The sequence below is a fragment of the Maribacter sp. MMG018 genome (assembly GCF_018100785.1).
Classification (GTDB): domain Bacteria; phylum Bacteroidota; class Bacteroidia; order Flavobacteriales; family Flavobacteriaceae; genus Maribacter.
This window is the reverse complement of the sequence record NZ_JAGJEC010000001.1, coordinates 313,712-335,438: the sequence shown is the minus strand read 5'-3', so window position 1 is coordinate 335,438 and position 21,727 is coordinate 313,712. Positions and strand designations below refer to the sequence as shown.

General features: G+C 38.2%; 19 protein-coding genes. 13 read left to right on the top strand and 6 right to left on the bottom strand.

The features are described from left to right. Positions 1-140: 140 nt before the first annotated feature. Positions 141-3,023, top strand: a complete 2,883-nt coding sequence (locus J8L85_RS01475) for a TonB-dependent receptor (RefSeq protein ID WP_211013930.1) — start codon at positions 141-143, stop codon at positions 3,021-3,023. A 68-nt stretch (positions 3,024-3,091) separates the two neighbouring features. Beyond that, the gene (locus tag J8L85_RS01470) at positions 3,092-4,105 is read left to right on the top strand and encodes a phytase (RefSeq protein ID WP_211013929.1); all 1,014 of its coding nucleotides are present in this window, start codon (positions 3,092-3,094) and stop codon (positions 4,103-4,105) included. Here the strand turns inward: J8L85_RS01470 and J8L85_RS01465 are convergent. The 3 genes from J8L85_RS01465 to ahcY all read right to left on the bottom strand — a co-directional run bounded on the left by J8L85_RS01465 (position 4,097) and on the right by ahcY (position 7,566). After that, the gene (locus tag J8L85_RS01465) at positions 4,097-4,618 is read right to left on the bottom strand and encodes a 5'(3')-deoxyribonucleotidase (RefSeq protein WP_211013928.1); all 522 of its coding nucleotides are present in this window, start codon (positions 4,616-4,618) and stop codon (positions 4,097-4,099) included. The genes J8L85_RS01470 and J8L85_RS01465 overlap by 9 nt on opposite strands. 168 nt (positions 4,619-4,786) lie before the next feature. Further along, positions 4,787-6,085: a M20/M25/M40 family metallo-hydrolase gene (locus J8L85_RS01460; protein ID WP_211013927.1), complete on the bottom strand. Its 1,299-nt coding sequence runs from the start codon at positions 6,083-6,085 to the stop codon at positions 4,787-4,789. Between the two features lie 164 nt (positions 6,086-6,249). Continuing rightward, positions 6,250-7,566 (bottom strand): adenosylhomocysteinase, encoded by a 1,317-nt coding sequence (gene ahcY / locus J8L85_RS01455; protein ID WP_211013926.1) that lies wholly within the window; start codon positions 7,564-7,566, stop codon positions 6,250-6,252. Positions 7,567-7,647: 81 nt separating this feature from the next. Here ahcY and J8L85_RS01450 point away from each other — a divergent pair, with 81 nt between their 5' ends. The 8 genes from J8L85_RS01450 to J8L85_RS01415 all read left to right on the top strand — a co-directional run bounded on the left by J8L85_RS01450 (position 7,648) and on the right by J8L85_RS01415 (position 14,725). Then, positions 7,648-8,289, top strand: a complete 642-nt coding sequence (locus tag J8L85_RS01450) for a 4'-phosphopantetheinyl transferase superfamily protein (protein ID WP_211013925.1) — start codon at positions 7,648-7,650, stop codon at positions 8,287-8,289. Between the two features lie 244 nt (positions 8,290-8,533). Continuing rightward, positions 8,534-9,166, top strand: coding sequence for a nicotinamide riboside transporter PnuC (pnuC, locus tag J8L85_RS01445; protein WP_211013924.1), 633 nt, complete (start codon positions 8,534-8,536; stop codon positions 9,164-9,166). Continuing rightward, positions 9,127-9,690: an ATP-binding protein gene (locus J8L85_RS01440; RefSeq protein WP_211013923.1), complete on the top strand. Its 564-nt coding sequence runs from the start codon at positions 9,127-9,129 to the stop codon at positions 9,688-9,690. Before pnuC ends, J8L85_RS01440 begins: the two co-directional genes overlap by 40 nt. Next, positions 9,687-11,225: a DUF4301 family protein gene (locus J8L85_RS01435; protein WP_211013922.1), complete on the top strand. Its 1,539-nt coding sequence runs from the start codon at positions 9,687-9,689 to the stop codon at positions 11,223-11,225. The genes J8L85_RS01440 and J8L85_RS01435 overlap by 4 nt, the downstream gene beginning before the upstream one ends. A gap of 207 nt (positions 11,226-11,432) precedes the next feature. Continuing rightward, on the top strand, positions 11,433-11,735 hold the full coding sequence (locus tag J8L85_RS01430; protein ID WP_211013921.1) for a hypothetical protein: 303 nt from the start codon (positions 11,433-11,435) through the stop codon (positions 11,733-11,735). Positions 11,736-11,893: 158 nt separating this feature from the next. Continuing rightward, positions 11,894-12,196: a hypothetical protein gene (locus J8L85_RS01425; RefSeq protein WP_211013920.1), complete on the top strand. Its 303-nt coding sequence runs from the start codon at positions 11,894-11,896 to the stop codon at positions 12,194-12,196. Positions 12,197-12,889: 693 nt separating this feature from the next. Beyond that, on the top strand, positions 12,890-13,189 hold the full coding sequence (locus J8L85_RS01420) for a hypothetical protein (protein WP_211013919.1): 300 nt from the start codon (positions 12,890-12,892) through the stop codon (positions 13,187-13,189). Positions 13,190-13,369: 180 nt separating this feature from the next. Further along, positions 13,370-14,725 carry a sigma-54 dependent transcriptional regulator gene (locus J8L85_RS01415; protein ID WP_211013918.1) on the top strand — a complete coding sequence of 452 codons (1,356 nt, stop codon included), beginning with the start codon at positions 13,370-13,372 and terminating at the stop codon, positions 14,723-14,725. Here the strand turns inward: J8L85_RS01415 and J8L85_RS01410 are convergent. Continuing rightward, positions 14,722-17,178, bottom strand: coding sequence for an ATP-binding protein (locus J8L85_RS01410; RefSeq protein WP_211013917.1), 2,457 nt, complete (start codon positions 17,176-17,178; stop codon positions 14,722-14,724). The two genes, J8L85_RS01415 and J8L85_RS01410, sit on opposite strands and share 4 nt — an antisense overlap. Before the next feature lie 311 nt (positions 17,179-17,489). Here J8L85_RS01410 and J8L85_RS01405 point away from each other — a divergent pair, with 311 nt between their 5' ends. Beyond that, positions 17,490-19,700, top strand: coding sequence for a TonB-dependent receptor (locus J8L85_RS01405; protein ID WP_211013916.1), 2,211 nt, complete (start codon positions 17,490-17,492; stop codon positions 19,698-19,700). A gap of 160 nt (positions 19,701-19,860) precedes the next feature. Here the strand turns inward: J8L85_RS01405 and J8L85_RS01400 are convergent, their stop codons facing one another. After that, a complete protein-coding gene (locus J8L85_RS01400; protein ID WP_211013915.1) occupies positions 19,861-20,304 on the bottom strand; it encodes a hypothetical protein in 444 nt (147 codons plus the stop codon). A 135-nt stretch (positions 20,305-20,439) separates the two neighbouring features. On the opposite strand from J8L85_RS01400, the gene greA reads away from it, so the two are divergent. Both greA and J8L85_RS01390 read left to right on the top strand, forming a co-directional pair. Then, positions 20,440-20,916 (top strand): transcription elongation factor GreA, encoded by a 477-nt coding sequence (greA, locus tag J8L85_RS01395; RefSeq protein ID WP_047247165.1) that lies wholly within the window; start codon positions 20,440-20,442, stop codon positions 20,914-20,916. A gap of 74 nt (positions 20,917-20,990) precedes the next feature. Then, positions 20,991-21,380 (top strand): HIT family protein, encoded by a 390-nt coding sequence (locus J8L85_RS01390; RefSeq protein ID WP_211013914.1) that lies wholly within the window; start codon positions 20,991-20,993, stop codon positions 21,378-21,380. On the opposite strand, the gene J8L85_RS01385 is transcribed toward J8L85_RS01390, so the two are convergent. Continuing rightward, positions 21,370-21,726: a hypothetical protein gene (locus J8L85_RS01385; RefSeq protein WP_211013913.1), complete on the bottom strand. Its 357-nt coding sequence runs from the start codon at positions 21,724-21,726 to the stop codon at positions 21,370-21,372. The genes J8L85_RS01390 and J8L85_RS01385 overlap by 11 nt on opposite strands. Between the last annotated feature and the right edge of the window lies 1 nt (position 21,727).

Below are 21,727 nucleotides of genomic sequence, written 5' to 3'. Positions count from 1 at the left end.
TTCCAAAAAGTTAATTAATGGTAAAGAGGATATAAAAACCATCTTAAAACGGGTAAAACATCATATAGCCTTTAATTTTAGATAACACCTTTTAGTTAGGTAACCAATTTCTTTGTGCCCTAAACCAAACTAACTAGAAGATGAAATTGTTATTGCCAATTATGACCCTGTTCATGGGCCTATTTTTCTCTCGCGCACAAACAGGAAATATACAAGGAACCGTAACCGATGAAAATGGTCTGTATCTTCCAGGTGCAAATGTAATTATCGGCTCATTGACAAAAGGGGCCATTACCGATTTTGACGGTAAGTTTACCATTGTAGAGGTACCGGCCGGTACCTATTCTTTAGAAATCTCTTATTTAGGATATGCAGATTTATCACAAAAGGTGACCATTGAGGCGGGTAAGACCGCAAGTGTGGCTATTTCCATAGAGCCCAAAAGTATGGAGTTGGATGGTGTTGAGGTTTCGGCCTATGGCCTAAGCGGACAATCAAAGGCTTTGAATACGCAAAAAACAAATTTGAACATTACCAATGTTGTATCTACAGATCAAATAGGAAAATTTCCGGATGTTAACATCGGTGATGCGGTAAAAAGAATACCCGGCATTACCATGCAGGTGGATCAGGGCGAAGCAAGAAATATTATTGTTAGGGGGTTGTCTCCACAGTTAAATTCGGTTACTTTAAATGGTAGTAGGGTTCCTTCTGCAGAAAGTGATAATAGAAATGTTCAGATGGATTTGATTCCGGCAGATATGATACAATCCATTGAAGTTAGTAAAGCGGTAACACCCGATATGGATGCAGATGCATTAGGGGGATCTGTAAACCTGATTACCAGAACATCACCACAAGGATTTAGAATTTCGGCGACCCTTGGTTCCGGAATTAATTTTATAACCGACAAACCCATTTTAAACGGCTCTTTTTTAATAGGGGACCGTAGCAAGAACGATAAGTTTGGATGGATGGTCTCAGCATCTATAAACGATAATGATTTTGGATCGGACAATATTGAGGCAGAATGGACGGACGAGTTCGAGTACAATACGGGGCTAGAAGATGAAGAAGGTGAACCAATTTTGGAAGAAGTGGACGTAGATCCGTATGCCAATGTTTTCGAACAAAGAGAATATTTGGTACAACGTGTAAGAAGAAGTTTTTCCGCCAATTTGGACTATAAGTTTAATGTGAACAATACTATTTTTCTTAAGACCATGTATAACTGGCGAGATGATAGGGAGAATAGATTTCGTTTAGAACATGAGATTTTAGATGCGGAAGATATAGAAATAGGAGATTTTACGATAAGTAATGGTGTTCCGACAAGATTTCCCGTAGAGGTAAAAAGACAGTCAAAAGGAGGAATTGATAATAATAGGAGCAAAAACCGACGATTAGAGGACCAACGCATGCAGAACTATAGTTTGGGTGGAAATCACTTATGGGGCAGCTTAAAGGTAGATTGGATGACCTCTTATGCCAAAGCTTCTGAAGAACGTCTTAATGAGCGGTATGCAGAATTCGAATCTGAATATATAATCAATAATGATGTTTTTAATACTAGATACCCACGGTTTTCCGTTGCCGATGTAAATGATGCCGCTTTTGAGAATTTTGAATATGGGGAGATCACCGAAGAAAACCAATATACCGAAGAAGAGGATGTAAATGTGTTTTTGAATTTTGAAATTCCGGCAGACATTTTCGGAAAAGGGGATGGAACCATCAAATTTGGGGCACGGGGCAGATTTAAATCCAAATTAAGGGACAATGATTTCTATGAGCATGACCTAGAAGATGAATATCCTACATTGGCCGGTGTACCGGTAAAAGACTATGATGATCCCGATTTTATGGCAGGAAGCCAATATTTGATAGGTTCTTTTGCAACTAAAGAATGGTTAGGGAGCCTAGATTTAAACAGTGACAACGGAGAGTTGGTAATTGATGAATTTGCCCCTGGTAATTTTGATGTAAATGAAGATGTATTGGCAGGGTATTTTATGATAAATCAAAAATTATCGGATAAGTTTAGTGTACTGGCGGGCTTAAGGTTAGAGAACACCAAACTTAACTCTAAGGGCAATAGGGTTACTTTTATAGAGGAGGACGAGGATGCGGGAATAGACGAAGAAATTATTGTAGAAGAGGTAAACGGGAAAAACTCATATACCAATATATTGCCGGGTCTTCATCTTAAGTATGATGTATCGTATAACACCATTCTTAGATTTGCGTGGACAAATACTTTGGCAAGACCCAATTATGTAGATATTATACCAAGGGCCGAGATAGTGAACGAGGACAGTGAGATTGTACTGGGCAATGCCGATTTGGACCCTACACTCTCTATGGGTTTTGATGTCATGGCCGAGCATTACTTTCAAAATGTGGGAATTATATCTGGAGGTCTTTTTTATAAGGACATTAAAGACTTTATCTACACGTTTATCTACGAGGCCCCCGATGATTCTTTCGGTTCGGAAACACAAGGTTACGATGTTTTTCAGCCATTAAATGGAGATAGTGCCTCTATTTTTGGTGTGGAATTGGCCTTTCAACGTCAATTGGATTTTCTTCCTGGCTTTGCGAGAAACTTTAGTCTATACCTAAACTATACCTATCTTACCTCTTCTGCAGAGGGTATTCGCAATGAGGATGGTGATCAACGAGATGATCTTGACCTGCCCAATACGGCGCCAAATATGTTCAATGGATCTTTAGGTTACGCGGATAAAAAGTTTAGTGCCAGATTGTCCGCAAATTTTTCTGATAGCTATATCGATGAGATCGGAGGAAACGATTTTGAAGATAGATACTATGATACCCAATTATTTTTAGATTTTAATGCAACATACCAATTAAGCAAAAACATTAGTATATACGCAGATTTGAATAATATAACGAATCAGCCTTTAAGATACTTTCAAGGCGTTAAAGAGCGTACCCAACAAATAGAATTTTATGGTCAACGCCTAACCTTTGGATTAAAGTACGATCTGTTTAAAAAATAATTAAAAACCATAAAATGTAACACCCCTCTATGGGTAGTATAAAGATGGTTTGTTTAAATATAACGACAATGAAAAATAATATTTATATATACAGTTTACTGGTAGTCTTGTGTTCTTGCAACAATAGTAAATTACCGACAATAGCCCCCGATGTCATTACCGAGTTTACCCTTAATGATACCGATGATCCGGCAATCTGGATTCATCCGGAGGATGCTTCTAAAAGTATTGTGTTCGGTACCGATAAGGACACCAATGGCGCCATATATGCTTTTGATCTGGAGGGGAAGATTATCGAGGATAAGACAATTAAAAATATACAACGGCCCAACAATGTGGATGTAGAGTATGGGTTTCGGTTAAACGACTCCACAACTACCGATATTTTGGTATTTACCGAAAGAGAGAAACAACAAATACGAATGTTCTCGGTGCCCGAAATGAAACCATTGGATGGTGGAGGTTTTCCGGTTTTTGAAGATGAGGAACAATTGGAGAATAGATTGCCAATGGGGGTAAGTCTGTACAAATCACCCAAAGATTCGTCTATCTATGCCATTGTAGGAAGAAAAACAGGACCTAGTAATGGGTATTTATACCAATATTCGTTGTATGCGGATAGTGGAGGCGTAAAGGCCGACTTGGTACGTATGTTTGGTTCTTTTAGCGGTGAAAAAGAAATAGAGGCCATTGCGGTAGATGATGAGGCCGGTTATGTGTACTATTCGGATGAAGGGGTCTGTATAAAAAAATATTATGCGGAGCCCGCTATGGGCAATGAAGAATTGTCTTGTTTCGGAGGAGCCTATTTTTTAGAGGATATAGAAGGTATAGCCATTGCGACCTATGAGAATGGTGAGGGTGCTATAATAGTCTCGAATCAACAAAAAGGGGAATTCAACATTTTTTCGAGAAAGGACAACACTTTTATAAAGGCTATAAACCTAAGTACATTGGAAACCGATGGTTGTGAGGTGGTTACGGTACCTTTGAACAGTACTTTTAAAAGTGGTCTTTTCGTGGCCATGAACGATGAAAAGAACTTTTATTTCTATGATTTAGAACGTTTAGGGCTACAGTAGTTTTTCGGCAACCTCTAGCCAAGTATTCACACGTTCAAACCCGTTGGTGTTTATGTTATGGGGCGAAGTGAATTGTAAACTGCGACCGTCAAATCTCTCTAGATTATAATTTCTGTCATCAATAAGCACATCTCCTTTTAAGATGTGCTTATGACCGCATAAAATTCTGTTTTGCCAAGGTATAAATGGAAAATATTCGTCTAACCAGTCACTTTTTTCTTCTAAGGAATTGGGAAACTGCATGGCCGCCGAGGCGATGTAAAGTTCGTGTACTTCATTTATTTTCGAAAGAACTTCAATACTGTGCTCAATGGGCTTCAGGTTTCTGAAAAAGCCTCTTCTGGTAGCATGTTTGCGTACACTTTCTTGATGTGCTTCCGGAACCATTTTCCATACTTCCGAACCCATACAGGTCTCCTTGGTAAGGTTGGCATTGAATTCTTGGTTGTATATCTCTATATGGGCGCCATAGGTATCTGCGATAACCTCGTCCATATCTACGTAAATAATCATATGTTGTCTATTGGTCTAATTGTTCCGTTCTCTGGGGCAAAGATCAAGAATCTTTTGGTGGAAACGAACATTCGGTAATTTTTTCAGTAAATATATTAGTTTTTTTTTCGCGGTCGGAAGCAAAAAAAATCGACTTTGGTATGTTTTAAGTATTATGGTTATACTTGTTTATTTTGCTAATCCTGCTTGCGCCAAGGTTATCAAAAGTGCCAGTTTAACGGATTCGTCCCCAGGCTCATCGTTTACATACCATTCATGCAGTGAGTGCGCACCGCCACCACTACCTCCCCGACCGATGCATACGGCCGGAATACCTTTGGAAACGGGAATATTTATATTTGTAGAGCCCCTGCCCAATGATGGTGTTGCACCAAAGTATTCGGTAGCGGCCATACTTCTCTGTACTAACGGAATTGTATGGGAGAGCTCGCCTGACGGGCGATCGCCGATCTTGATTAGTTCATAGGTAACTTCGTCTTTTACGCCACTGGCATTGTATTCCGCAATGGCTTTTTTTACCGATGTTTTTAAGATTTCCTCGATCTCATCCAAGTTTTTGGGGCTAATGGCACGCATATCCACTTCCATCCAAGATTCGAACGGAATAGAATTTACGGAAGTACCACCGCCTATGCGACCTACGTTAAAGCTGGTTTTTGGAATGTCACCTGAGGTATATGTCCATGCCGCTTTTGAAAATTCATCAATTACCTTGCCTAGGGCATGATGAGGGTTTGCAAGTCCAAAAGCGCCCCAAGAATGGCCCCCTTTTCCTTTTACAAGTACTTTATAACGTTTAGAGCCCAGTCCTGCATTGCTTATTCTACCCATACTGCCCCCGTCAATGGCGATCCAAGAATCTATATCCAACCCCGACTCGTTGAATATGTATTTCATTCCACGTAGGTCACCTAGTCCTTCTTCCCCTACGGTACCCACGATCAGTAGGTCTTTTTCGGTTTTAATATCGGCCTTGTTCATGGCCTTTACCATAGATATGAGATTGGCCAGTGCGCGTGTGTCGTCTCCAATACCTGGAGCCTTTAGCGTGTCTCCCACTTTTTTTACCGTTACATCGGTTCCTTCTGGGAAAACTACATCTAAATGGGCGTCGATACCTACATAGCCCGATGTGCCAGAAGTACCTTTTTTTAACCCTATAACGTTCCCGACTTTATCTGTCCAGATACTATCGACCCCTGCTTTCTTGAGCATATTCATAAAAACCACTCCTTTTTCATCTTCTTTGAACGGGGGAGCCAACACCTCTGTCAATACTATGTGGTCTTTCGTAGTCTGGTCTTTTAGTTCTTCAATGTATGCGAAGGCGGCCTCAACTTTTTTTGCTTTTGCCAAACGGACTATTTCTTTACTATATTTTTTGTCGATTACAGCGTTTTCTTGTGCTATGGAAATGTTTGATAATAATCCAAATATGGAAATAAGAGCTAGTGTTATTTTTTTCATGTTCATTATTTATTGGTGTTTACAATTATCCACAGAAAAAATAAGTAGTGTGGTAAGATAAAACCGGTTTATATAAAGTGTTGGTCGAGTTATTTGTTTTATGGATGCATATAAAAATAAAAAACCCTTACGAATTGTAAGGGTTTTTTATAATAAGAATAGTTTTAATATCTGTAATAATCGGGTTTAAAAGGTCCTTCGACCGTAACCCCTATGTAAGCCGCTTGTTCTGGGTTAAGTTCTGTAAGCTCGGCACCTAAACGTGATAAATGTAATTTGGCAACCTTTTCGTCTAAATGTTTTGGTAACATGTAAACTTCATTTTTATACTTGTCACTATGGTTCCATAACTCGATTTGGGCCAGTGTTTGGTTGGTGAAAGAGTTACTCATTACAAAACTTGGGTGACCGGTAGCACAACCTAGGTTTACCAATCGGCCTTCGGCCAAAATAATTATATCCTTACCGTTTATGGTGTATTTGTCAACTTGAGGCTTTATTTCGTCCTTTGTATGGCCATGGTTTTTATTTAACCATGCCATGTCAATTTCATTGTCGAAATGGCCAATGTTACAAACAATGGCTTTGTCTTTTAAGGCTTCAAAATGTTCGGCTCTAATAATATCTTTATTTCCGGTAGTCGTAATTACGATGTCGGCGTTTCCGATAACCGTTTCCAATCTTTTCACCTCAAAACCGTCCATACAGGCTTGTAGGGCACATATAGGGTCAATTTCGGTAACCGTTACTATAGAACCGGCCCCTTTAAAAGAAGCGGCAGTTCCTTTACCAACATCGCCATAACCTGCTACGACCACTCGTTTACCGGCAAGCATGGTATCGGTAGCCCTTCTAATGGCATCTACGGCACTTTCCCTACAGCCATATTTGTTGTCGAACTTTGATTTGGTTACAGAGTCGTTTACGTTAATGGCCGGCATGGGCAATGTACCGTTCTTAACACGCTCATATAATCTATGTACTCCTGTAGTGGTCTCTTCTGAAAGTCCTTTTACACCTGCCGCCAATTCGGGGTATTTGTCCAAGACCATATTGGTCAGGTCGCCACCATCATCCAAGATCATGTTCAAAGGTTTTCTTTCTTCACCAAAGAACAAGGTTTGCTCAATACACCAATCAAACTCCTCTTCATTCATACCTTTCCATGCATAAACGGGAATACCTGCTGCGGCAATGGCAGCCGCCGCTTGGTCTTGGGTAGAGAATATATTGCAAGAACTCCAAGTTACTTCTGCTCCTAGGGCAACCAAAGTTTCTATTAAGACGGCTGTTTGTATGGTCATGTGCAAACAACCGGCAATGCGGGCACCTTTTAGAGGTTGCTCTTCTTTGTATTCTTCCCTTAGGGACATTAGGCCCGGCATTTCTGCCTCTGCCAGTTCTATTTCTTTTCTACCCCATGCCGCTAAGCTAATATCCTTTACTTTATAAGGTACAAATGGTATGGTCGTGGTGCTCATATCTTTTTTTCTTTTTACTTTCGTTTATAAGCGTTTAGCTTTTTTTATTGTGCTGCAAAGGTACAAAATACACAAGTAATCATGCCGGTTTATAAAACTATAACAGTAAATAAGGATACCTCCATTGCAATTTGGAAGGTAGAGGAGACGGAGGAATTTTTGTCAAAGGGTGTTCGGCTATCTGAAAAATGTCAAACACGTTTTAATGGTATGAAGTCAGAAATGCACCGTAGGGCATTTTTGAGCATTCGGCATTTATTGGCATTATATGGCTACGTAGACCATGACCTGTATTATGATGAGGTGGGCAAACCTCATTTAAAGGATGGAAATTTTATATCTATTACCCATTCACACAATTTTACCGCGATCATTATCAGTAAAAGAGAAGAAGTGGGTATTGATATCGAGAAGCAAAGAGAAAAAATTCTGCGAATTGCCCATAAGTTTACCCCTTTTGAAGAATATAAAAGTTTGGCCAATGTAGAGGCCGTCATTCGCAAGCTTACTATTGTTTGGGGGGCAAAAGAATCTCTTTATAAGATCTATGGTCAACAGGGTATTAGTTTTTTGCACCACATTATTGTTGCCGATTTCCTATTTGCCGACGAAAAGACCACTGCAGAGATTCTTTATAAGGGAGATCATACCAATTATGATGTAAATTTTATGGAATTTGAACATTTTACCTGCGTCTATGCCATTAAGATCGCTGGTAAATAGTTTTTGATAATTGGAACAAATATCTTTACGGTTCATAACCATCTGACAATGGAAATTTTGATAGGACATACATTTTTTTCTTTCCAGAACAGATTCTAGAACTTATGGTAAGTTTTAAAAAAGACAATGAAAAATCGAATATAAAAGTTTTGGAAAACCCGTTAGCTACAAAGGTTTACACTTCTTTGAAAAGGTCGGAAGAAGTCAATGTATATGAAGTTAGTGAAATCTGACAGAAGTGATTATGAGCCAAGTTTTTGACTATCTTTTTGGTCAGTATAGCGACTATGATACCATAGATACGGTGCTAGAGATCATTGCGGTATTTTTTGGGTTGCTGTCGGTTTGGTTTTCCAAACAGAACAATATCTGGGTATATCCTACCGGAATGATCAGTACTTCAATTTTTGTATATCTATTGTTCAAGTGGGGATTGATCGGCGATATGCTTATAAATATCTATTATTTTCTAATGAGTGTTTATGGGTGGTATGTATGGACAAGAAAAGTGGATGAAGATAATGTAACGCCCATTACCCGGGTTACCCAAAAAGAACATAAGATTTCGGCTATCATTTTTTTTGCGACGATAGTTTTTGTTTTTGTGGTTTATCAAGTTTTTGATAAATGGAATAGTTGGACGGCATATGTTGATACTGTAACAACCGCCGTTTTTTTTGTGGGTATGTGGCTTATGGCCAAACGCAAAGTAGAAAATTGGGTATATTGGATCATCGGGGATATTATCTCTGTACCGCTCTATTTTTACAAAGGATTTACATTTACAAGTTTTCAATATCTCATTTTTACAATACTGGCCGTTTACGGCTATAATGCATGGAAGAAAAATATAAACAACAACCTTCAGATGTCATAAAGGTTGTTCTTTTTGGACCGGAATCTACCGGAAAGACCACACTGTCAGAACAATTGGCAAGGTATTATAATACTGTTTGGGTACCAGAATATGCACGTGAGTATCTGCAAAACAAGTGGAACAACGAGCGTAAGACTTGCGAGCCGAAAGATTTATTACCAATTGCGGCCGGTCAAATGAAATTAGAGAACGAGCTTGCAAAAAAAGCTACCGATATTCTAATCTGCGATACGGATCTTTTGGAGACCAAAGTATATTCTGAAGCATACTATGTAGGAGATTGTGATCCTATTTTAGAAAAATATGCACTTGCCAACACATATGATCTTTATTTGCTCACGTATATAGATATACCTTGGGAGGCGGACGATCTTAGGGACAAGCCGAACGAAAGAGAAGAAATGTTTAGGTATTTTAAAGAAACTTTGGAAAAATATGGGCGCAATTTTATTACCTTAAAAGGAAATAAGAAAGAGCGACTTAATTGCGCAATAGAACATATAGATAAATTGCTGAAAAAATGATAGATTTTACAAGTCAAGATCTAGAGCAAATGGCAAATAAAGGAATTGCCAAGGAAAAGGTTTTAGATCAGATCAATACGTTTAAAGAAGGTATTCCGTTTGTGGACCTACAAAATGCCGCCGTAGTGGGCAATGGTATTTATCGTTTTACAAAAGATGAGGAAGAGGAATTGATCAAGTTGTACGAAACGAGATTAAAGAATCTAGAGGTTCTTAAATTTGTGCCGGCATCTGGTGCGGCATCCCGTATGTTCAAGGCCCTGTTTGCTTTTTTGGATTCTTATGACCCTGAGAAAGAAACTTTGGAATCGTACCTAGGGCGTACAGGTAACAAGGATATTCAGAAACTGTCCGATGGTCTGGAGCATATGCCTTTTTATGAGAGTGTCATGAAAAGATTGCCAAAAGACTTTAAAAACGAGGGAGAAAAGGTCTATAGGTTCGTTGCCGAATTGTTGGGGGCCGATGCCATGAACTATGGTTTTTATCCCAAAGGCCTATTGCCGTTTCATAAATATGGCGAGCATACGGCAACGCCCTTTGAAGAGCATTTAAAAGAGAGTGCTTCGTATGCGAGCTCATCCAATAAGGCAAAGCTTCATTTTACGATTTCTGAACAGCATGAAGACATGTTCAAATCGGAGTTGGAGAAAGTAGGGGAAAGGGTTTCTAACGATACGGGAGTTACTTATACTGTTGGTTATAGTTTTCAAAAACCATCTACCGATACCATAGCTGTGGATATGGAGAATAAACCTTTTCGCAATCAAGATGGTACGGTATTGTTTCGCCCTGGAGGGCATGGGGCGCTCATTGAAAACCTGAACGAACAAGACGCCGATATTATTTTTATAAAAAATATTGATAACGTTGCGGTAATGAACGATGCCCAGGCCGTTGCCGATAGTAAAAAGGTGCTAGCTGGCATATTGCTAAAAGTTCAAGAGCAAGCATTTTCTTATGCCGAAAAATTGGATAAAGAAGATTTGTCCGAAGAAGAAATAACTGCCATAGCCTCGTTTTTGGAAACTAAATTGAACGTGAAGTTCAATGACCGTTTTAATGAATTGACAAAGAAAGAAAAAGTAGCTTTCTTGAAGGATAAGATTAACCGGCCCATTCGAGTTTGCGGAATGGTAAAAAATGAAGGAGAACCGGGCGGAGGTCCTTTTTGGATAAAAAATTCTGAAGGGGAAGTTTCGTTGCAAATAGTAGAATCTGCCCAGATCGATATGAACAATGCGGCACAGGTAGAGATTTTAAAGAATGCTACACATTTTAACCCGGTAGATTTGGTATGTGGAATTAGAGACTACAAGGGCCATAAATATGACCTTATGAAGTTTGTAGACCCCAAACAAGGGTTTATAACCGATAAGACCAAAGACGGTAAAGAATTAAAAGCCTTGGAATTGCCAGGACTTTGGAACGGGGCAATGGCCCATTGGAATACCATATTTGTAGAAGTGCCATTGGTAACGTTCAACCCTGTAAAAACGGTGACAGATCTTTTAAAAGATTCGCATCAGGTGTAAAACATAATATCTGACCAATAAGAAAAGGTGTGTATTTATTACACACCTTTTTTTGTTTGTGAACATAAATACACAGAGCACTTAGTTTGTTGATTGCATTTAATTTAGTGGTTATCAATTTTTTAGGTAGAATTTAAGTAAAAAGACACCTGTGGTATCATTTTTTCAATACTTAAGTCAAGAATGTTTAATTAAAATAGACGTAAGATGAAAAAATTAGTTTTTGCCACAGCTTTAGCAATAGGAGGATTAACATTGGGAACCGCGGCAACCCCTATTATATTCCATGATGGTATTATGGAAGAGTTGATCGTTCAAGATTTTAAAGAAATTGCCGTATCCGATGTTCCCTCGACCGTGGTTACGGCATTGGAAACGGATTATTCTGGTGCTACTCTTAACAAAGCCTATGTAAACGCAGAGGGACAATACAAATTGGAAGTTTCCACTGCAGAAGGCAGTAATTTGGAGCTATACGCCGATGCCGAAGGAAATTGGATCGAAATATAAAACGTTTTTATAGTTTGTTGGTTTGATAACAAAAGCTGCTTTGGCAGCTTTTGTCGTTTGTAGGAAATTTTAAGAAAATCTTACAAGAAAACATCCATGTTCTATTTGTCTTCGTACATATGTAGGAAAGGATATTTAACAATCATTAAAATTTAAGCATGAAAAAGTACTTGATATTTGCTGTGATTACACTGGGCGTGGTAATTGGTGCCGAGGCAATGGATCGTTCACAGATAGATACGGAAGAGATGGTAATTGTTACCGATGAGTTCAAAAGAATCTCCTCGAGCGAACTGACACCTCCGGTAGTAGAAGAATTGTTAAAACAATATCCAACATCAAAATTAGGAGCTGCCTATAAAAATTCTAAAGGCGAATTTAAATTAATAATGGTGCTTAAAAGTGGTAGCAGAAGAATTGTTTACATAGATTCTTATGGTAATTGGTTGAATAGGAAGTAGTTTCGGGATCGCTTTCAAAAAAAAGCTGCTTTTGCGGTTTTTTTTTATGTCGAAGAGTGACCTATCGAAAAAAGGTGTGTCTTAATAAGTGTAAAGCAAAAATTTTTAAATGTACAGGTGGTTTTTATAACACTTAGTTTATGATTACTACTCTTATTTTGAAAACGAATATGACACATTTCAATAAATCATTACTGTTGGGGATTATAACCGTAGGTACTTGGGTATTTGCATCAGTAATAATTAATGAATCGAAGATGGAAACTAAGAATGATGATGTGAGCGATGTCGAGATGAGAAGTATAAAGAATAATAATAAGACCTTCGTGGAAACACTAACCATTGACTATGAAGGAACAGCCGAATAATCGAGAACATTAGTTATACCTTGATTCCCCGAAAATTGAAATTGAACATGGTTTATTTAGTTGTTACGTTCATGTTTGATTAATAAGTATAACAAAACGTTTTTTTTGGTTGGTTGGGAAGGGAGTTGCTTCGGTGGCTCCTTTTTTTGTGTAATTCTTACTCGGTTTGCGGTTAAGTATACACATTTACCCACTATTGTGGATGATTAAAATTATGTAAACGACTAATAGTCAATATTTTGTAGTTAATGTATAGATTGGCACTGTTTTGCTACTATGTAAAATGATTTTAAACATTAATTATTAACTGCAAAATTCAGAAGACATGAAAAAGTTATTTTTATTAGGAGCATTGGCAATAGGAAGTTTATCTGCAATGGCCCACGGGGCAGATAAGGTACAAGTGGATGAGACGGTTGTTGCGACCGTAAACGAATTTACGGAAATAGCAACTTCAGATCTTCCCGAGGCGGTTACAAATGCGGTAGCAACTAGTTATCCGACCGCCACTATTAACAAGGCATACGTGAACCAAGAAAAACAATATAAGTTGGAAGTATCCTTGGAAGACGGTACACAAGGTACCTTGTATGCCGATGAAGAAGGTAATTGGTTGGATATGTAGAAAAAGATAACTTGTTTGTATCACAAGTTGGTTTGGTCAGGAAGAGGTAGCATATTGCTACCTCTTTCTATTTATATATGAATTGTTTTAAGAACTATCTTTATGATAATTTTAGAACTTAAATAGTTGTCTTGTGCTATTTTTACAGGTATAAAATCTTAAAGAATCCGTAGGACTTTTATGGCTAAAATCCTTATAGTTGAAGATGATACCTCTTTTGCCCAAATGCTGTCCAAATTTTTGGATAAGAATGGGTATGAGGTAACACATAGTCCTACAGGAGCGGACGGCGAAAGAAAAATTAAGGAATCTATCTTTGATCTTATCATTACCGATTTACGACTTCCAGATTATGACGGTATCAAATTAGTGTCACAATCGAATCATAAGGTTCCTATAATTGTAATGACGAGTTATGCCGAAGTTCCTACGGCCGTACTGGCTATGAAAAAGGGAGCGTACGATTATATTTCAAAACCTTTTGCCCCTGATCAAATTTTAGACATAATCAATAGTGCCCTCGATAAAAAAGAAGGGATAACAGAAAAAAAAGATAAAGTACGTGATAATCGGTCATCGTCTTTATCTGTAGAGGCCCGCGAGGTTGATGACAAAGAAGAATTACAGTTTATTAGTAAGGCTTCAGATACATTGAAACAGTATATTTCTTTGGTGGCGCCAACAGATATGTCGGTCTTGATCACGGGAGAAAGTGGTACGGGCAAAGAAGTTACCGCAAAATCTATCCATAACAAAAGCAAGAGAAAAGAGAAGGCTTTTGTAGCCCTCGACTGTGGGGCAATTCCAAAAGAACTGGCCGCAAGTGAGTTTTTTGGACATTTAAAGGGCAGTTTTACCGGTGCCATTTCTGATAAGATAGGCAGTTTTGAAGCGGCCAATGGAGGTACTTTGTTTTTAGATGAGGTGGGCAACCTTTCTTATGAAAACCAGATACAACTTTTAAGGGCCCTACAAGAGCGAAAAATAAAACGTATAGGCAGCAATACTGAAATTGAAGTTGATGTGCGTATAATTTCTGCGACCAACGAGGATTTAAAGTTGGCCGTAGAGCGAGGAGATTTCAGGGAAGATCTGTACCATAGGTTAAACGAGTTTTCATTAAAGATACCTTCATTAGTAGATAGACCCCAAGATTTGCCCATATTCGCAGATTATTTTTTAAAGGTTTCCAATCAGAAATTGGGAAAGGCGGTTTCTGGTTTTTCCAATGAGGTATGGGATATATTCAAGTCTTATGGTTGGCCCGGAAATATACGACAGCTGCAAAATATTATTCAAAGGGCGGTGTTACTGTCCGAAGAAGGAGAAATACAGCCTAGCGCCCTACCTTCCGATATTTTAGAACCATCGGCGAAGACAAGGTCTGTTGGCATGACAAAAGATGAGTTTGAAAAAGATCAGATACTAAAAGCCCTAAAACGTACCAATTACAATAAATCGAAAGCGGCCAAACTATTACAGATTACCAGAAAAACGTTGTACAACAGAATTGGTTATTATAACCTTGATGTTTAAATATTTTTTTGACCTAATGCACAGAGCAATTTCTCTAGTTCTTTGCTCAAGGTTAAAAAATCGGATTCGATTTCGGGCCATGAAATTTTTTCTAATGTGGCAAGTTCGAATTTTGCCAAGAGGGGAACGCAACTTTCTATCGCCATTTGCCTAAACATGGGGAGCATTTTATGGGCGGCGCTATTTAGGTCTTTGATGTTTTTTGATTGTACGGATCTTTCTAGGTTCTCTTTGTTTTCTATGGTGTCTTTATAAAAAGTGTCGAGCAATTCTTTGATCGCTTTTTCGTCTTCACCCAAGAATAATTTTATTTGAGAAAGGTTGTATAGGCTTGTTTCCTTTTCTCTAAGAAGACTACATTCGGTAATGTTTTCGTTTTTAACATTGTATTCCTTAAAAAATGAAAAGATGAGGTTTAAGATTTCTTGTTTAGAAAATGGTTTTCTTATTACCCCCGAAAATCCTAATGAAATAAAATAATCTTTTGTATAGTCTCTTCTGCCTGTCATGGCGATAATGGGCTGTTGTAGATAATGGTCATGGTTGTCGTTCAATAAACTTTTCACAACATCGAAACCAGACGCATTTGGCATTTCTATATCGGTTAAGACAATGTTGTAGTTTAACGGGGCATCTTTCTCTATTTTTTCAAAATCTGAAAACAAAAAGGTATCGATATCCGCTGTTTTCATCATTTCTTGTAGCATGTGCAAAAAAGTGGGGTCGTCATCTATAACTAATATTTTTAAGGGTTGGGTTGGTAGGTTTACAATAGGTTTCTTTTTTGGCGAAACTGATTCGGCAGAAAACAATATAGGGAGTTCTAAAGTAAAAGAACTTCCTTTGCCTACTTCGCTTTTTAGGGTTATGCTACCGCCCAAAAGTTCTGTCAGTTTTTTTGATATGGTCAGTCCTAGGCCATATCCGCCATATCGCTTAATGTCTTGGTCTTTTGCTTGGGTAAACTCGTTAAATATAAACTGCTGCTCTTCTGGTGAAATACCGATACCGGTATCCGATACCGTAATTTTAACTTTGGTCGTGTGCAGACCTTTCGATACTAATGAAGCTTTTAAAATTACACTCCCCTCTTTTGTGAATTTATAGGCATTTCCCAACAGGTTCGATACAATTTGCCGTATGCGCAACGGATCGTTGATTATTGGTTTTTTTAAAGTATCGTCAATATATGTATTGGTAGTTACCTTGTTGTTGTTTCGTGTAGTTTCAAAATCTTTGACTGTTTCGTGTAATAGATTGAATAATGAAAAAGGGGTTTTTTCGGGTACCATTTTTCCTGCTTCCAATTGCGAAAAATCTAAAAGATCGTTTACTAGATTGTTCATATAATCGGTAGCCGATTTTATGTGAGAAAGATGCTTTGCTTGCTTGGGGGTGATCTTTGTGTTTTCTAACAGGTCGGTATATCCTGTTATGGCGTTTAAAGGAGTTCGTAGGTCATGGCTTACCGTACCGATCAGTTGTTCTCTGCTTTTTAATAATGTTTCAGAATATTTTTTTTCTTTTTCGAGCTTTTGTCGAAATAGGTTTGCTTTCCAAAAATCACGGTTTAGGATAAAAATAAAAATGCCCACGACCAAAAAACCTAATATGGCAGCTATGATCGCCAATCGGATACTTCTCTTTAGGGAGTTCTCTCTTTTTATGTTTTCGTTTATGGTGTTCATTATAATTTCTTGCTCAAACGAAGACAGAATACTTCTTAATTGCTGTGATAGCTCCATGTCTGTTTTGTTAATGGCGATTTCTCTGGCCGCCAAGGAGTTCACTTTTAAGACATTTTCTTTTTGTACTTCTTTAAGCAGGGCTTTTGAAGCCTTTAGAACACTATCTGCCTTGACCGCATTTTTTTCATCAGATTCTTCGGGTGGTATGTTTTCGTTTAGGTACTGTGCCAGTTTCTTTATTACGTCCTGCGCCTTGGGCGAAAGATCATCGAAATTGGGCGATATACCTTCCGGGGTAATTACTCCTAAAGATTTTTCTAGCGTGTCAAACTTACTTAGGGCATGGTCAATGGCGGCACTGGTTTGGTCTTGGGTCTTTAATTTTCTGAGTGCGCTATTGTTGTTTACCTTTTTCTTGAGCAGTATTTTTAGACTATCTAAAAGGTTCTTTTGGTATTCGTTTTTGGTAGTGGCCTTAAGTTGTTTAATATCCTCATAAATGGAATCTATTTTTGTAACATAACTGTCAAAGTCCTTTCTTTTTTTTGATTGTAGGGCATGTTTTGACAGTCCTTCAGCTTCGTACAATTGGGTCAATAGTGAACCGGTCTTTAATAATTTCGAATCGTTTTCACCAATAAGGTCCTTTGTGAGATATCTACCTATTTCCGAATAGATATAAAAAATGGCGATACCTGCCAATACGAGAAGTAGTAGGTAGCTGATAATGATTTTGAGGGTAAACTTGTTTTTGGGTTTTTCCATTGGTAATATGTACGTATTATAAGGTGTCTATAGTTTTAATACGTGTTAAATGTTTTGTTTGGCAGAGGTGGTTACTTTTTCATTTTTCTATTGTGGGATAAATTTTCGTGTCTTACATTTGCGCCATCTCAAAGGGGTGCCGATTCTTGAATTGTCGAGAAAAAGCTGAGATTATACCCAATGAACCTGGGCGGGTAATGCTGCCAAGGGAAGGCGAAAGCCATAATTTGGAATTTCTACGTCCTTAAATGGGCAAAAATCAATTTTTAACTTAGAATAATAGCCCCTTTTATTCGTAACATTTATTACGAATGAAAACTATTTTCACAATTGCTGTTGCCTTTCTGGTAACAATGGGCCTACGGGCTCAACAACCAACAGATTCTTTAGAAGGAAAAAAAGTAGTATTGGACGAAGTCTTTGTATCTGCAGTACGTGTAACCAAAGAGTCGCCCGTAACCTTTTCAAATCTTTCCAAGAAAGAGATCAAAACAAGAAATTTAGGACAGGATATTCCTGTTTTGATGAGTTTTATGCCCTCTGTGGTATCTACAACAGATGCGGGTGCAGGTGTGGGTTATACCAGTATAAGGGTTCGTGGTAGCGATGCTACCAGAATTAACGTTACCATTAACGGTATACCTTACAACGACGCCGAATCGCAAGGTACCTTTTGGGTGAATATGCCAGATTTTGCTTCCTCTACCGAGAGCTTGCAACTACAAAGAGGTGTGGGTACTTCTACTAATGGTGCCGGGGCTTTCGGTGCCAGTCTTAACTTGCTGACAGATGGTTTTTCTGAAGATCCCTATGCACAGATTTCCTCTTCTATAGGAAGTTTTAATACGTTCAAGAACAACTTTAAATTTAGTACGGGACTGTTGAACGATCATGTGGAAATTTCTGGAAGACTTTCAAGAATAACGTCCGATGGTTATATAGACAGGGCCTCGTCAGATTTGGATTCCTATTTTTTACAAGGAGCTTATAAAGATGACAACACACTTATTAAAGCATTGGTTTTTGGTGGGCATGAGGTAACGTATCAGGCCTGGTACGGAACCCCATTGGCAAGAATTAACAATGATGAGGCAGGTATAGAGAAGTTTATAGCCGATAATTACCTTTCTGAATCGGAGGCAGAGAATCTTCGTAATTCAGATAGGCGCTACAACTATTATACCTATGATAACGAAGTGGACGATTATAAACAAAATCATGCTCAATTACTTTGGAACGAGGAGATTTCAGATAATTGGAGTACCAATATAGCCCTGCATTATACCCATGGGAGCGGGTTTTTTGAGCAGTATAGGGAAGATGACGATTTTAGTACTTACAATTTTGAACCTTTAATGGTGGATGGTGAAGAAGTAAATACTACCGATTTGATACGTAGACGATGGTTGGTCAACGATTTTTATGGAACGGTATTTTCTGCCAATTATAGAAAAGATAAACTGGATCTTATTTTTGGAGGAGGTTATAATAAATATGAAGGGGATCATTTTGGTGAGGTAATCTGGGCACGTTTGGCCAGTAACAGCGAATACAGAGACCGTTATTATGATGATACCTCTACAAAAACCGATTTTAATGTATATGCCAAGGCCAATTATAGTCTAAATAATAAATGGTCTCTTTATGGAGACCTACAGTATAGGGGCATTGGTTATAAAGCTAATGGTGAAGATACCGGGCTGGTCGATGATTCTTTTAATTTCTTTAATCCAAAGGCGGGTATAACCTATGACCTAAATACCAATAATAACCTTTATCTGTCATTTGCCATTGCCAATAGGGAGCCAAATAGAAACGATTATGAAAACGGGAACCCAAAGCCCGAAAAGCTTAACGACTGGGAGTTGGGCTGGAGATATGTTTCTGCAGATGTTCAAGTGAACACCAATGTGTATTATATGAAGTATAAAGACCAGTTGGTTTTAACAGGAGAGTTAAATGATGTAGGGTCTCCTTTAAGGGCCAATGTTGGCGATAGTTATAGATTAGGATTAGAGGTAGACGCACAAGTAGCGTTGGGCGATAAATTTTTGTGGCGTCCAAATGTGGCGTTGAGTACCAATAAGAACAAAGATTTTGTTTTTCAAAGAGATGGTGTGCTAGAAGATTTAGGGGAGACCAATATTTCCTTTTCACCAGAAGTAATCATTGGAAATATTGTTACCTATAACCCTATGCAAAACCTCCAGATTTCCTTATTGTCTAAATACGTGGGCAAACAATATATGGGGAATATAGATTCAGAAGCTTCCGTTTTGGATGCATATTCGCAAACCGACCTTAACCTACAGTACGAAATGACATGCAGCGGATTTTTGAAGAGCATTGTGTTTTCGGCCTTGTTGAACAATGTGTTCGATGCCAAATTTGAATCCAATGGGTATTTTTACACCTATGACGATGATTATTCGAATCCTGGGGTAATTACCACTATAGAGGGTGCAGGGTATTACCCGCAGGCGGGTATCAACTTTCTTTTGGGGGCAACCGTAAACTTTTAAATAAAGACTTTATGTGCCGAGCAAGAATCTATAGTTGCGTAAATTATAGGTTCTTGCTTTTTTTATTTACGGTTTTTTGTAGTTTCTTTAAACCGTTTCAGAAGTTCGATCCGAGATAGCCATACCAAGAAAAGGGAATAGTATAGGAGGAAACCTTGGTTTAATTGGATATTGTTACACTGCTGCCGTTAAAGCTTGCCCTGTACTCTAACATATCATAATAACGTGTGTCGTCATCATCATCGGGCCTATTTAACTGTTGGCCCGTAAAAAGGCTATATTCATAATCGTCGCATGGGCATGTTGCCAATTGGCCGTCTAAGATCATCGTAGAACAATCGTTTGGTACATGATTGGGGCAACTTGCCTCAAAGGCCCTAAATTGATCAAACCCGACATTGATTATAAACACACCACGTATACCAACGCCCTCTGTAGGAACCCAAATGGCGCTGCCCGTATTGCTTAAAGGGCTATAAGTGGGTAGGTTGAGGTTGGCCTCAAAACGAAAATTTATTTCTTGTAGGTAAGGGTTTCTATTGGTGCTATCGTTGCTGCAGGCACTTATAGTCAATAAAAGCAAAATAGCATATATACGTCTCATAATCAATTATCGATTGTTTTTTTTGATAGACAAATGTGCGTAAAATTATATATATTTGTGTTAAATCCTCTCTAAAAAAAGTCATGTAAAGATGGCTATTTAAGAGGATTTTGCTATTTATAAAACGATGACACTATGAGTAACGTATCATATTATACAGCAGAGGGTTTAAAAAAACTGAAAGAAGAATTAAATTATTTAAGGGATGTTGAGCGTCCAAAGGCTTCACAGGCCATAGCGGAAGCACGTGATAAAGGGGATTTGTCTGAAAATGCCGAATACGATGCGGCCAAAGAAGCCCAAGGTTTGTTGGAAATGAAAATCTCTAAAATGGAAGAAACTTTGGCCAATGCCCGTTTAATAGATGAGTCTCAATTAGATACCTCAAAGGTTCTTGTTCTGTCTACGGTAAGGCTAAAGAACCAGAACAATGGAATGGAAATGAAATATACCTTGGTGGCAGAAAGCGAAGCGGACCTAAAATCGGGTAAAATATCCGTTAGCTCTCCGATAGGAAAAGGATTGCTTGGTAAGAGTGTGGGCGATGTGGCTGAAATTAAGGTGCCAAATGGTACTTTAAAATTTGAAATTCTAGAAATTACCAGAGAATAGCTATTCATTAATTAACTAATTTTAGTCCCATCATTAATTTGTTTTGATGGGACTTTTTTTAAATATAGAAGACTATGGCAACCATTTTTACCAAAATAATCGAAGGGGAAATACCTTGTTATAAAGTAGCGGAAGACGATAATTATTTAGCATTTCTTGATATTAATCCAAATGCCAAAGGGCATACGCTGTGTATTCCAAAAAAAGAAGTCGATAAACTCTTAGATTTAGATGAGGATACCTATAATGGTTTAATGAGCTTTTCTAGAAAAGTGGGGAAGGCTATAGAAAAAACTATAGAATGTAATAGGGTAGGTATGGCCGTAATTGGGTTAGAAGTGCCGCATGTACATGTTCATCTGATTCCGTTGAACGATATGAAAGACGCCACTTTCCAGTCAAAGGTACAGCTGTCCGAAGCCGAGTTTAAAGAGATAGCCGCGAAAATTAGTGCTAAACTTTAATAGTGCCCCCCAAGTAAAAATATACACCGGTAGCGATCAGGGCTATAACGATCAGTAATAGTATATAGAACAAAAAAGTAGGGCGCGTAGATTTTTTCTCGGGCACAACGGTTTTTTGGTAGTAATCGAACATTCGTTCTATATCATCCGTCCATTTTACCGGGTAGATCATAGAATTACATTTTCTGCAAACGATCTGGTTGGTTATGTCATTGGTGGTTTTATGGAAAAAAGCTCCATAGGTGTGTTTTTGATAAAAGGTAAGCTTTAGGTCTTGATTAAAGCATTCGGGACAATTGTTCTTTAGTTCCGCTTCTTTGATTGTAACCAGTTTTTCCTTTGCCATA